Source organism: Streptomyces sp. rh34 (genome assembly GCF_002551245.1).
Taxonomy (GTDB): Bacteria; Actinomycetota; Actinomycetes; order Streptomycetales; family Streptomycetaceae; genus Streptomyces.
The window spans coordinates 1-12,857 of record NZ_NTGZ01000039.1 but is presented as its reverse complement, the minus strand read 5'-3'; the positions used below and the strand labels follow the sequence as shown (position 1 = coordinate 12,857).

Below are 12,857 nucleotides of genomic sequence, written 5' to 3'. Positions count from 1 at the left end.
CCTTACGTCCTGGTACGGATGGGCGGGGTTACTTGACGCCGAGACCGGCGTCGGCGACCTCGGGCCGGCCCTCGGCTTCGAGGACCTTGTTCAGCGGGCCCAGGTCGTAGATGCCCCGGAGGTCCGGGTTCTTGAGCAGCCCGGACTTCACCGAGTACCCGGCCTGCGTCTTGAGCGTGCCGGCCAGCGGGTCGTCGGTGATCTCGATGGACTCCCACGCCGGGTCGAGGATCTCCTTGGGCAGGGGCTTGCCGCTCAGGTTCTCCAGCGCCTCGTTGGCCGACGCCTTCGCCTTCTCGGGGTTGGCGTTGATCCACTTGTTGGTGGCGACCGAACCCTTCAGCACCGCCTCGACCACGTCCGGGTGCTCGTCGAGGAACTTCTGCGACACGATGATGTTCGTGATCACGAACTTCCTGTCCGGCCACAGGTCCTTCTCCTCGAGGAGCACCTTCGCACCCTCGGACACCAGCTTGGAGGCGGTCGGCTCGGGCACCCAGGCGCCGTCCAGATCACCGGACCTGTAGGCGTCGGGCGTCACCTTGTTGTCCGAGCGGACCACGGAGACGTCGCCCTTGCCGCTCTGGGCGTCGACCTTCCAGCCCTTCTCGGAGATCCAGTTGAGGAAGGCCACGTCCTGGGTGTTGCCGAGCTGCGGGGTGGCGATCTTCTTGCCCCTGACGTCGTCCAGCGTCTTGATCCGGTCCGGGTCGACGACCAGCTTCACCCCGCCGGAGGCCGCACCGGAGATGATCCGCAGTCCCTGGCCCTGGGACTTGCTGAAGCCGTTGATGGCGGGGGAGGGGCCGATGAAGCCGATGTCGATGGACCCGGCGTTCAGCGCCTCGATCTCGGAGGGGCCCGCGTTGAAGGTCGTGGACTCGACGCGGGTCCCGCCCAGTTCCTTCTGGATGGTGCCTTCCTGGATGCCGACCAGGGCGGTGGCGTGCGTGAGGTTCGGGAAATAGCCGATCTTCACGGTGTCCGTGGAGAGTTTCTTCCCGCCGGCGGAGACGTTCACCTTCTTGGCGTCGTCGACCTCGGCCTGGGAGCCGTAGCCGCACGCGGTGGCCGCCAGGGCGAGCAGCGGCAGCGCCGCGACGGCGGCGATGGAGCGGCGAACGGTGGAACGGGGGGCAGGCACGGGAGGAGTTCCTCTCGTCGGCCCGGCGCTCACGCCCCGCTGTCTGGTCAGGGGGGCGTGGCCGGGAGGTCGGCAGGTCTACGGCGGTACGGACGGTGCGGGTGGTGCGGGAGGGCGCGCGAGCGGTGCGCGTACGTCCTCACACACATCGCCCGACCCCGCCCTGACCTCCCCCGAGCTCTCGCACGCGCTCGCGCGGGGGGCGCCCCCTCCCGAGGGCGCCGCTGCCGGCCCGGCCGCCCTCCTTCGCGAGGGCGGAGAAGAAGTGGGCGGCCATCAGAAGTCCCACCCGGCGTCGTCGTCGGCGGCCGGGGCGGCGGCTTCGGCGACCGCCGCGAACGAGGCGCCCGCCATGCCGGCGGTCAGCGTCGTACCGTCCGCCGGGTCGATCAGGAGGAACGAGCCGGTGCGCCGGGAGTCCGCGTAGGCGTCGAGTGCGAGCGGCTCGGCGGTGCGCACGACGACCCTGCCGATGTCGTTGGCGACGAGCTGCCCGGGGGCAGGGTGCTGGGAGAGGTCGTCCAGGGTGAGCCGCGACGGGATGTCCTTGACGATCGCCTTGACCGTACGGGTGGTGTGCTTGAGCAGCACCCGCTGGCCCACCGAGAGCGGCTGGTCGGCGACGTGGCAGACGGTCGCCTCGACGTCCCGCGTCACGGCGGGGGAGTCGTCGGCAGGGGCGATCAGGTCACCGCGTGAGATGTCGATGTCGTCGGCCAGCCGGATCGTCACCGACTGCGGGGCCCAGGCGGTGTCGACGCTCTCCCCGAGCGCGTCGATGCCCGTGATCGTCGTGGTGCGCCCCGAGGGGAGTACGGAGACGGGCTCGCCGACCCGGAACACCCCGGCCGCGATCTGACCGGCGTAGCCCCGGTAGTCGGGGTGCTCGGGGGTCTGCGGGCGGATCACGTACTGCACCGGGAAGCGCGCGTGGCAGGCGGTGAGGTCGTGGCTGACCGGCACCGTCTCCAGGTGCTCCAGGACGGTCGGCCCGCCGTACCAGTCCATGTGCGCGGACGGCTCCACCACGTTGTCCCCGGCCAGCGCCGAGATCGGGATCGCGGTGATCTCCGGGACGCCGAGCGACGCGGCGTACGCGGTGAACTCCTCCGCTATCGCGGCGAACACGGGCTCCGCGTAGTCGACCAGGTCCATCTTGTTGACGGCCAGCACCACGTGCGGGACGCGCAGCAGCGCGGCGACGGCGGCGTGCCGGCGGGTCTGCTCGACGACCCCGTTGCGGGCGTCGACCAGGACCACGGCCAGTTCCGCCGTGGAGGCGCCGGTCACCATGTTGCGGGTGTACTGCACATGACCCGGGGTGTCCGCGAGGATGAACCGGCGGCGCGTGGTGGCGAAGTAGCGGTAGGCGACGTCGATGGTGATGCCCTGCTCGCGCTCGGCCCGCAGCCCGTCGGTCAGCAGCGCCAGGTCCGGCGCGTCCTGGCCACGGCTCAGCGAAGCCTGCTCGACGGCCTCCAGCTGGTCGGTGAGGATCGACTTGGAGTCGTGCAGCAGGCGCCCCACGAGGGTGGACTTGCCGTCGTCGACCGACCCGGCGGTGGCGAACCGCAGCAGAGTGGTGGCCGACAACCGCTCGGCCGAGAGGATGGGTGTGGTCATGGTTAGAAATACCCCTCGCGCTTGCGGTCTTCCATCGCGGCCTCGGACATCTTGTCGTCGGCTCGGGTCGCGCCCCGCTCGGTGAGCCGGGAGGCGGCGATCTCGGTGATCACGGCGTCCAGCGTGGTGGCGTCGGAGTCGACGGCCCCGGTGCAGGACATGTCGCCGACCGTGCGGTAGCGGACCAGACGGGTCTCGGTGGACTCGTGCTCCCTGGGCCCGCCCCAGTGCCCGGCGGTCAGCCACATACCGCCGCGGTTGAAGACCTCGCGCTCGTGGGCGAAGTAGATCTCCGGGAGCTCGATGGACTCGCGCTCGATGTACTGCCAGACGTCCAGCTCGGTCCAGTTGGAGATCGGGAAGACGCGGACGTGCTCGCCCGGGGCGTGCCGGCCGTTGTACAGCTGCCACAGCTCGGGGCGCTGGCGGCGCGGGTCCCACTGCGAGAACTCGTCGCGCAGCGAGAAGACCCGCTCCTTGGCGCGCGCCTTCTCCTCGTCGCGCCGCCCGCCGCCGAACACCGCGTCGAAGCGGTTCTGCTGGATCGCCTCGGTCAGCGGGACGGTCTGGAGCGGGTTGCGGGTGCCGTCGGGGCGCTCGCGGAGCTTCCCGGCGTCGATGTACTCCTGCACGGAGGCGACGTGCAGCCGCAGCCCGTGCTTCTTCACCGTGCGGTCGCGGTACTCCAGGACCTCGGGGAAGTTGTGCCCGGTGTCCACGTGCAGCAGCGTGAACGGCACCGGCGCGGGCGCGAACGCCTTGAGCGCCAGGTGCAGCATCACGATGGAGTCCTTGCCGCCGGAGAACAGGATCACCGGCCGTTCGAACTCCCCCGCCACCTCACGGAAGATGTGGACCGCCTCCGACTCCAGGGAGTCCAGGTGGCTGAGCGCGTACGGATTGACGGTGCCCTCCGGCACGGTGGCGACGGTGCTCACGCCAGGCCCCTCTCGGTGAGCAGCGCGTGGAGCGCCGCTGCGGACTCCTGCACGGTCTGCTGGTGCGACTCGATCCGCAGGTCGGGCGATTCGGGGGCCTCGTAGGGGTCGTCGACCCCGGTGAGACCGCTGATCTCGCCGGCCGCCTGCTTGGCGTACAGCCCCTTCACATCGCGTACGGAGCACACCTCGACGGGTGTCGCGACGTGCACCTCCAGATAGGTGGTGGACTCGGCGGCGTGCCGTTTGCGGACGGCCTCGCGGCTGTCGGCGAACGGGGCGATGACGGGGACCAGCACCTTCACGCCGTTGGCGGCGAGGAGTTCGGCGACGAAGCCGATCCGGGTCACGTTGGTGTGGCGGTCCTCGCGGGAGAAGCCGAGGCCCGCGGAGAGGAACTCGCGGATCTCGTCGCCGTCGAGCACCTCGACCCGGTGGCCCTCGGTCCGCAGGCGGCCCGCCAGCTCGTACGCGATGGTGGTCTTGCCCGCGCTCGGCAGACCGGTCAGCCAGATCGTGGCTCCCGTCTCCGTCACGCTCATCGAAGTCTCCTGATCAGTCGTCATCAGCCGTGCAGCCCGCATTCGGTCTTGCCCCGTCCGGCCCAGCGGCCGGCCCGTGCGTCCTCGCCCTCCAGCACCCGGCGGGTGCAGGGCGCGCAGCCGACGGAGGCGTAGCCGTCCATCAGCAGCGGGTTGGTGAGCACCCCGTGCTCGGCGACGTAGGCGTCCACGTCGTCCTGGGTCCAGCGGGCGATGGGGGAGACCTTCACCTTGCGGCGCTTGGCGTCCCAGCCGACGACCGGGGTGTTCGCCCGGGTCGGGGACTCGTCGCGGCGCAGGCCGGTCGCCCATGCGGCGTACGCGGTCAGTCCGTCCTCCAACGGCTTCACCTTGCGCAGCGCGCAGCACAGGTCGGGGTCGCGGTCGTGCAGCTTCTCGCCGTGCTCGGCGTCCTGCTCGGCGACGGTCCGCCGGGGGGTGATCGTGATGACGTTGACGTCCATCACCGCGTCCACCGCGTCCCGGGTCCCGATGGTCTCCGGGAAGTGGTAGCCGGTGTCCAGGAAGACCACGTCCACGCCCGGCATCACCCGCGACGCCAGATGCGCGACCACGGCGTCCTCCATCGAGGAGGTGACGCAGAAGCGCGGCCCGAAGGTGGCGGCCGCCCACTCCAGGATGTCGGTGGCGGAGGCGTCCTCCAGCTCCCGTCCGGCCTGCTCGGCCAGCTCCCGGAGTTCCTCGTCGCCGATCTGTCCGGTCAGCAGAGTGTCCGTCATATCAGTTCCCCCTCACCGTGGTTGCGCTGAACGCCCCGGGTCAGCAGGCCCAGGAACTTCAGCTGGAACGCACGGTTGCAGGAAGCACATTCCCAGGCGCCGTGACCGGTCTCGTTGGGGCGCAGGTCCTCGTCGCCGCAGTACGGGCAGTGGAACGGGGCGGCTCGCTCGCTCATGACAGCGACTCCGCACCGGCGCGGGCCACCCAGGTCGCGAAGCGCTCGCCGTCCTCGCGCTCCTCCTGGAAGCGGCCGAGCACCCGCTCGACGTAGTCCGGCAGTTCGGCCGAGGTGACCTTCAGGCCGCGGACCTTGCGGCCGAACCCGGCCTCCAGGCCGAGCGCCCCGCCGAGGTGCACCTGGTAGCCCTCGACCTGGTTGCCGCTCTCGTCGAGCATCAGCTGGCCCTTGAGGCCGATGTCCGCGACCTGGATACGGGCGCAGGCGTTCGGGCAGCCGTTGATGTTGATGGTGATCGGGTGGTCGAACTCCGGGATGCGGCGCTCCAGTTCGTCGATGAGGGCGGCGCCGCGCGCCTTCGTCTCCACGATCGCGAGCTTGCAGAACTCGATGCCGGTGCAGGCCATCGTGCCGCGCCGGAACGGGGACGGGGTGACCTTGAGGTCGAGCGCCTCCAGTCCGGCGACCAGGGACTCCACCTGCTCCTCGGCCACGTCGAGCACGATCATCTTCTGCTCGGCGGTGGTCCGCACCCGGCCGGAGCCGTGCGCGTCGGCCAGCTCGGCGATCTTGGTGAGCGTGGAGCCGTCGACCCGGCCGACCCGCGCGGCGAAGCCGACGTAGAAGCGGCCGTCCTTCTGCCGGTGCACCCCGAGGTGGTCGCGCCAGGTCTGGGCGGGCTCCTCGGGCGCGGGTCCGTCGATCAGCTCGCGCTTCAGGTACTCGTCCTGAAGGACCTGGCGGAACTTCTCCGGGCCCCAGTCCGCGACCAGGAACTTCAGGCGGGCGCGGGTGCGCAGCCGCCGGTAGCCGTAGTCGCGGAAGATCGCGATGACCCCGCCGTACACATCGGGCACCTCGTCCAGCGGCACCCAGGCGCCCAGCCGCACCCCGAGCTTGGGGTTGGTGGAGAGGCCGCCGCCGACCCAGAGGTCGAAGCCGGGGCCGTGCTCCGGGTGGTTCACGCCGACGAAGGCGATGTCATTGATCTCGTGCGCCACGTCCAGGTGCGGGGAGCCGGAGATCGCCGTCTTGAACTTGCGGGGCAGGTTGGAGAAGTCCGGGTTGCCGATGAACCGCCGCTGGATCTCGTCGATCGCGGGCGTGCCGTCGATGATCTCGTTCTCCGCGACGCCCGCGACGGGCGAGCCGAGGATCGTGCGGGGCGTGTCCCCGCAGGCCTCGGTGGTGGACAGGCCCACCTCTTCGAGCCGCCGCCAGATCTCCGGCACGTCCTCTATGCGGATCCAGTGGTACTGCACGTTCTGCCGGTCGGTGAGGTCGGCGGTGCCGCGCGCGAACTCCTGGGAGATCTCCCCGATCACCCGCAGCTGTCGCGTGGTCAGCCGGCCGCCGTCGATGCGGACGCGCAGCATGAAGAACTCGTCGTCCAGCTCCTCCGGCTCCAGTACGGCCGTCTTGCCGCCGTCGATGCCGGGCTTGCGCTGGGTGTACAGCCCCCACCAGCGCATGCGTCCGCGCAGGTCGTTCGGGTCGATGGAGTCGAAACCGCGCTTGGAGTAGATCGTCTCAATGCGTGTCCGTACGTTGAGACCGTCGTCGTCCTTCTTGAATTGCTCGTTGCCGTTGAGGGGTGTGTGGTGGCCCACGGCCCACTGACCCTCGCCGCGGTGGCGTCCGGCCTTGCGGCGGGGCGTGGTGGTCGCAGGCTGTTCCGGGGTAGCGGCCATGACAATACGTCCTTCGGGACTGCGGGAGGGCGGCTCTGAGCGGCACACTCGCGCTGAGGCGCGGCGGTGCGCAGGGCTGTTCAGAGGGAAGAGGAGGGCGGCGGCGCTGGGACTCTCAGCTCGCCGGACAGATGGCGCTGGACATGCGGCAGAGGTCGACGTGGCGTCGACTCACCAAGGCAATTCCAGTTCCAGACATGACGGAAGCGTGTCACGGGCATCTCGGGGCAGTCCACCACTATCCGCTATATGGACTGCTGGGTCTCGAAGGATGGGACGGTGTGGCGCCCGTCACGGGGTGCGGTGGCGGCATTGGTGACAAAACGCCCACCAGGAAGCCCTGAGGGCGGGGGAGCGACCGCTCCACCGCCCTCAGAGGTCAGGGATGATCAGGAGGCGTACGCCCCGGGCCACGGACCGGGCGTCGCCGCGGCCGGCTCCACCTCAATCTTCGTGTCGAAGAGCCGGAAGCCGCGACGCAGATAGTTGTCCATCGCGTGGGGGCCGTCCTTCGAGCAGGTGTGCAGCCACACCCGCTTCGTCGCCGGCCGCTCCGGCCAGCGCTCCGCCAGGTCCCAGGCGCGCGCCACCCCGTAACTGAGGAGGTGGCCGCCGATCCGCCGCCCCCGGAACGCCGGGATCAGCCCGAAGTACATGATCTCGACCACGCCGTCGTCCTGCGGGTCCAGCTCGACGTACCCGGCCGGCGTCCCGTTCTCGTACGCCACCCAGGTCTCCGCCCCGGGCCGCTCCAGAGCCTCCTGCCACTGGGCGTACGTCATGCCCAGCCGGTCGGTCCAGTGGATGTCACCGCCCACGGCGGAGTAGAGGAACCGGCTGAACTCCGGCAGCACCACCTCGGACCGGACGATGCGTAGGTCGCCCTCCGGTACGGCGGCCGGCCGGAGATCGTCGGGCGAGGTCTGCTCCAGCGACCAGACGGTCACCTCGGTGGTCACCTCGGGGGCGGCCTGGGCTGCGGGCTGCGGGGTGTCGCTCATGACGGCCAGAAAACCATGGCGCCGCCCGCCCGCGCACGGCGGCCCCTCCCCGGACCGGCGCGTGCGCCCCGCGTCCCCTCTCAGGCGGTCGGAGCCGCCCCGCGGGCCTCCGCCACCACCGGCCCCGTGGAGTACGGCAGCAGATCTGCGCGGTCCTCCGGGTGGATCACCTCCACCTCGACGTCGTCCCCGAAGCGGTACGGGCGGTGGGCCAGCACATCCGCCAGATGGCGCCGCAGCCGGGAGACCTCGGCCCGGACCGTCACCGTCCGGGTCGCGTCCCCGAAGATGTCCCGCGCCAGCTCCGAGGCAGACCGCCCCCGCCGGTGCACCGCCAGCGCGTACAACAGCTCCGCGTGACGCGGCGACAGCCGATGGGTGCGGCTCCCCAGCGGCCCGGTCAGACGCACGGCGAGCGCCCGGGGCCGGCTCAGGTCCAGCACCACCCGTCGCGGCGTCCCCTCCGTGCCGCCGTCGTCCACCTGCACGAGCCAGCCGCCCGGCAGCGGCTCGACCCGGCACAGGCCGAGTGAGGGCAGCCACACCGTGCCCGGCCCCAGCGACTTCGGCAGCGGCAGCCGGTCCACCGGAGCCATCCCGGTCACCGCCGCCAGCCGCCCGTGCACGTCCACCGCCAGTGCCCGCCCGCCGACCCGGCACAGGATCGGCGCGGCCACCGCGCGCAGCCGCTCGATCTCCGCCAGGTGGCGGGTGCGGATCTCGCCCTCGGCGAGCCGGGCCACCGAGTCGACCAGCGCCAGCGTCGCCGGATGGAACGTGGACGCCGGACCGCTGATGTCCACGATCCCGATCAGCCGGCCGTCACGCGGATCCCGGACCGGGGCCGCCGCACAGGTCCAGCCGTGCAGCGCCCGGATGAAGTGCTCGGCCGAGTGGACCTGGATGGGGACCCGGGCGGCCAGCGCCGTCCCGATCGCGTTCGTCCCGGTCGCCGCCTCGGCCCAGGCCGCCCCCTCCTCCAGGCAGATGTCGTGGGCCCGGCGCAGCACCCCCGAATTGCCCTGCCGCCACAGCACCCGGCCCTCCGTGTCGGTCACCACCATGATCTGCTGCGCGGCATCCGCTATCGAGGCCAGCCCCGCCCGCAGCAACGGCATCAGCTCGCCCAGCGCCGTGCTGTGGCGCCGGTGTTCGATCTCGTCCGCCTGCAGCAGCTCGCTCTCCGGCGACTGGTCGGGGTCGATGCCGCTGCGCACCACCCGGTCCCAGGAGGCGTCGATCTGCGCCCGGGGCACGACCTCGGAGCGTGTCCCCGTCAGCCGTGCCTCCCGCGCCCGGTGGAGCGATCGGGTCGCCTGCCGGCCCGCCCCCTGGCCCGTCACCCGCACCACCCCCGCAGAACCTGTGTCCGTCATGGTCCCCGTTCCCCCCGAACGCATCCCGCTCCCGGCCCATCCTGCCGTTCACCTGGCCGGACCGCCGATCAGTCCACACAATGGTTGCAACCCCTTGCAACTCTGGCGGTGTCCCACGGGCCGTACAAGACTGACAGAACACTGTGCGCCGGGCCTGTCCCGGCCGCCCGGTGGTGCAGAAGCATGGAGGGTGGTGCCGTGTCGGCGCAGCACCACCTTCCGTCGCTTCCCCGCCCCGCTACGGCTACCCGCCCGCCGGCCGGGCCCGTGCCACCACCGACGCCAGGTCCGGACCGTGCGGCAGCGTCCCGAACGCCGAGCCCCAGTCCCCGCCGAGCCGCGAGCCGCAGAACGCGTCGGACACCTCCGGCGGAGCCCAGCGCACCAGCAGGGAACCCTGGAGCACCAGCGCGATCCGCTCCACCAGACGCCGCGCCCGCGCCTCGATGTTCTCCAGGTCGGCCAGCTCCGTCAGCAGGCCCTTGATCGCCGCGTCCAGCCGGTGATCCGCCCCGCGCGCACGGCCGACCTCGCGCAGGAACGCGTCCAGTGCCTGGGGCTCCCGCCGCAACGCCCGCAGCGCGTCCAGCGCCTGCACATTGCCCGAGCCCTCCCAGATCGAGTTGAGCGGCGCCTCGCGCAGCAGCCGGGGCATCCCCGACTCCTCCACGTACCCGTTGCCGCCCAGGCACTCCAGCGCCTCGCCCACCACGGCGGAGCAGCGCTTGGTGACCCAGTACTTCGCGGCGGGCACCGCGAGCCGCAGGAAGGCCCGTTCCTCCGCCGTGTCCGTGTCGTGCGCGGAGGCCAGCCGCATCGCCAGCACCGTCGCCGCCTCCGACTCCAGCGCCAGATCGGCCAGCACGTTGCGCATCAGGGGCTTGTCGATCAGCAGCCCGCCGAACGCACGGCGGTAAGCGCTGTGATGGACCGCCTGCGCCACCGCCTGCCGCATCAGCGCGGCCGAGCCCACCACGCAGTCCAGCCTCGTGGCCGCCACCATCTCGATGATGGTGCGCACCCCGCGCCCCTCCTCGCCGACCCGGCGGGCCCACGACCCGTCGAACTCGACCTCGGCGGACGCGTTGGACCGGTTGCCCAGTTTGTCCTTCAGCCGCTGGATCGCGAACACGTTGCGCGTGCCGTCCGGGAGCACCCGCGGCAGGAGGAAGCAGGTCAGTCCGCCCGGCGCCCGCGCCAGCACCAGGAAGCCGTCCGACATCGGCGCCGAACAGAACCACTTGTGACCGGTGAGCAGATACTCGCCCTCGCCGGACAGCGGTTTTGCCCGTGTCGTGTTGGACCGGACGTCGGTGCCGCCCTGCTTCTCGGTCATGCCCATCCCGAGGAGCACCCCGGCCTTCTCCCGCGGGGGCCGCAGCCCCTCCACGTACGTGTGCGAGGTCAGCAGCGGCTCCCACTCGGCGGCCAGCGCCGGATCGGTCCGCAGCGCGGGCACCGCCGCATGCGTCATCGACAGCGGACAGCCGTGCCCCGCCTCGGCCTGCGTCCAGACCAGGAACCCCGCCGCGCGCCGGACATGACCGGCGGGCCGCCCCCAGGCGTCCGTCAGCCCGGCCGACACGGCATGGCTCAGCAGCCGGTGCCAGGACGGATGGAACTCCACTGCGTCGACGCGATGCCCATAACGGTCATGGGTGCGCAGTACGGGCGGATACGCGTTCGCCTGCGCACCCCACTCCTGGGCCTGGGCGGAGCCCGCGGCCCGGCCGAGCTCGCCGAGCTCCCCCATCGCCACGGGCAGGACCCCGGGCGCGACATGCCGTTCGACGGCCTCGGACAGGGCCCGGTCGGCGGCGAAGACGTCATAGCCGACCAGCGGCGGAACCTGATTGGTCACGGTGTGGGTGGTGGCTGCCATGCCGATACGGTAAGGAGGTGCAGGCAGCAAAAGAAACACCCGAGCGGCCACCGGGCCGGCTCCACCGGGCGCGAGTGCTCTACCGCAACGTCTCCAAACGGCGGATGGTGTGGCACTTGCTCAAGGACACCGTCAACTCGTGCATCGAGTACCGCATTCTGGGACTCGCGGCCGAGGCGGCGTTCTTCACCCTGCTCTCGCTGCCCCCGCTGCTGCTCGGCATGATCGGACTGCTCGGTTACGTCGACGAGTGGACGACCACCACCACCGTCGCCTCCATCGAGCGCAACATCCTCTCCGCCGCCCAGACGGTGCTGTCCGAGCGCGGGGTCAACGACTTCGCCAAACCGCTGCTCGCCGACGTCACGACCGGGGCCCGCCCCGACATCATCTCCATCGGCTTCGCCATCGCCCTGTGGTCCGGTTCCCGCGCGGTGAACGTCTTCATCGACACCATCACCGTCATGTACGGACTCGACGGCCACCGCGGCATCGTCAAGACCCGGCTGCTGGCCTTCCTGCTGTACGTCGTCGCCCTGCTGATCGGCGCGGTGGTGCTGCCGCTGCTGGTCGTCGGCCCGGACCGGGTGGTCGAGCTCGTGCCGTGGGGCACCGAGGTCATAGCGGTCCTGTACTGGCCGCTCGTGATGCTGCTGAGCGTCGCGTTCCTCACGACGCTCTACCACGTGTCCGTGCCGGTGCGTTCGCCCTGGATCGAGGACGTCCCCGGGGCGCTGGTGGCGCTCGGCATGTGGGTCCTCGGCAGCTTCCTGCTCCGGATCTACCTGACCAACACGGTCGAGGGCCCCACCATCTACGGCTCCTTGGCGGCGCCGATCGCCGTCCTGCTGTGGATCGGCATCTCCGCCTTCGCGGTCCTGGTCGGCGCCGCGGTCAACGCGGCCATCGACCGGGTGTGGCCCTCGCTCGCCACGGCCGCCGCCCGCGAGGCCACCGAACGCGTCCGGGCCGCGCAGGCCGCCGAGTTCGTCGCCCGTACCCGCTCGGCCGCCTACGCCGGAACGGACGACGACGATGACGAGGACGACGGCCCCGCGTACATGCCCTCCGAGTTCCCCGAGCGCTGGTCCCGCTTCCTGCCGCCCGACGACGTGAAGTCCCGGCTGCACGCGACCTGGGAGAAGGACCCCAGGGACGCGAAGGAGTCCAAGGAAACCACGGAGACCACGGAGCCCAGGACGTCCAGGCCGGCGGAGGAACCACCCTCCCGCTGACCGGGCTAGCGTGGAAGCATGCCCCAGGAGCACCAGCGGTACCAGGAACGGCCGTCCCGGCTGGACGGAGCCGTCGTCTGGACCCTGGAGGCTCCACCCGGCCCCCGGCAACCCGCCCGGTCCGTCCTGCCGGACGGCTGCATGGACCTGATCTGGACCGCCGGACGCCTGGTCGTCGCCGGACCCGACACCCACGCCTTCCAGGTCGACCCCCGTAACCGCGCCTCCTGCGCCGCGATCCGCCTTCCGCCCGGAACCGCCCCCGTGCTCCTCGGCGTACCGGCGTACGAACTGCGCGACCACCGGGTCGAACTCGCCGATCTCTGGTCCCGCACCGCCGTCCGTACACTCACCGGGCGCGTCGACCGGGCCGCCGACCCCGCCACCGCCCTGGAGGACCTCGCCCTGGGCCTGGCCGCCGAGACCGGCCCCCCGGACCCGCTCACGGCGGCCGTCGCCGACCGGCTGCGGCGCGGCGGATCCGTCGCGGCGACGGCCGCCGAGGT

13 protein-coding genes are annotated in these 12,857 nt (G+C 71.5%); 2 read left to right on the top strand and 11 right to left on the bottom strand.

Translation table 11 applies throughout. The features are described from left to right. Positions 1-28: 28 nt before the first annotated feature. The 11 genes from CR470_RS10630 to CR470_RS10585 form a co-directional block, all read right to left on the bottom strand. Positions 29-1,144 (bottom strand): aliphatic sulfonate ABC transporter substrate-binding protein, encoded by a 1,116-nt coding sequence (locus tag CR470_RS10630; protein ID WP_097867333.1) that lies wholly within the window; start codon positions 1,142-1,144, stop codon positions 29-31. A 276-nt stretch (positions 1,145-1,420) separates the two neighbouring features. Further along, entirely contained in the window at positions 1,421-2,767 is a 1,347-nt protein-coding gene (locus tag CR470_RS10625; protein WP_097867332.1) for a sulfate adenylyltransferase subunit 1, read from the bottom strand. Positions 2,768-2,769: 2 nt separating this feature from the next. Then, positions 2,770-3,705, bottom strand: a complete 936-nt coding sequence (gene cysD, locus CR470_RS10620) for a sulfate adenylyltransferase subunit CysD (protein WP_097867331.1) — start codon at positions 3,703-3,705, stop codon at positions 2,770-2,772. Continuing rightward, entirely contained in the window at positions 3,702-4,247 is a 546-nt protein-coding gene (gene cysC, locus CR470_RS10615; RefSeq protein WP_373561403.1) for an adenylyl-sulfate kinase, read from the bottom strand. The genes cysD and cysC overlap by 4 nt, the downstream gene beginning before the upstream one ends. A 23-nt stretch (positions 4,248-4,270) precedes the next feature. After that, on the bottom strand, positions 4,271-4,987 hold the full coding sequence (locus CR470_RS10610; RefSeq protein WP_097867329.1) for a phosphoadenylyl-sulfate reductase: 717 nt from the start codon (positions 4,985-4,987) through the stop codon (positions 4,271-4,273). Beyond that, the gene (locus CR470_RS10605; RefSeq protein ID WP_097867328.1) at positions 4,984-5,163 is read right to left on the bottom strand and encodes a hypothetical protein; all 180 of its coding nucleotides are present in this window, start codon (positions 5,161-5,163) and stop codon (positions 4,984-4,986) included. Before CR470_RS10605 ends, CR470_RS10610 begins: the two co-directional genes overlap by 4 nt. After that, complete coding sequence (locus tag CR470_RS10600; RefSeq protein ID WP_097867327.1) at positions 5,160-6,857, bottom strand: nitrite/sulfite reductase; 1,698 nt, start codon at positions 6,855-6,857, stop codon at positions 5,160-5,162. The genes CR470_RS10605 and CR470_RS10600 overlap by 4 nt, the downstream gene beginning before the upstream one ends. A gap of 115 nt (positions 6,858-6,972) precedes the next feature. Further along, positions 6,973-7,056 carry a putative leader peptide gene (locus CR470_RS41285; RefSeq protein WP_316944184.1) on the bottom strand — a complete coding sequence of 28 codons (84 nt, stop codon included), beginning with the start codon at positions 7,054-7,056 and terminating at the stop codon, positions 6,973-6,975. A gap of 190 nt (positions 7,057-7,246) precedes the next feature. After that, entirely contained in the window at positions 7,247-7,858 is a 612-nt protein-coding gene (locus CR470_RS10595; RefSeq protein ID WP_097867326.1) for a GNAT family N-acetyltransferase, read from the bottom strand. 80 nt (positions 7,859-7,938) lie between these two features. After that, on the bottom strand, positions 7,939-9,234 hold the full coding sequence (locus CR470_RS10590; RefSeq protein ID WP_097867325.1) for a helix-turn-helix domain-containing protein: 1,296 nt from the start codon (positions 9,232-9,234) through the stop codon (positions 7,939-7,941). Positions 9,235-9,478: 244 nt separating this feature from the next. Then, positions 9,479-11,116 (bottom strand): acyl-CoA dehydrogenase family protein, encoded by a 1,638-nt coding sequence (locus CR470_RS10585; protein WP_097867324.1) that lies wholly within the window; start codon positions 11,114-11,116, stop codon positions 9,479-9,481. Positions 11,117-11,133: 17 nt separating this feature from the next. On the opposite strand from CR470_RS10585, the gene CR470_RS10580 reads away from it, so the two are divergent. Then, positions 11,134-12,351 (top strand): YihY/virulence factor BrkB family protein, encoded by a 1,218-nt coding sequence (locus tag CR470_RS10580; RefSeq protein WP_373561402.1) that lies wholly within the window; start codon positions 11,134-11,136, stop codon positions 12,349-12,351. 18 nt (positions 12,352-12,369) lie between these two features. Continuing rightward, a partial coding sequence (locus CR470_RS10575) for a DUF6597 domain-containing transcriptional factor (RefSeq protein ID WP_373561401.1) occupies positions 12,370-12,857 on the top strand: 488 nt, incomplete at its 3' end.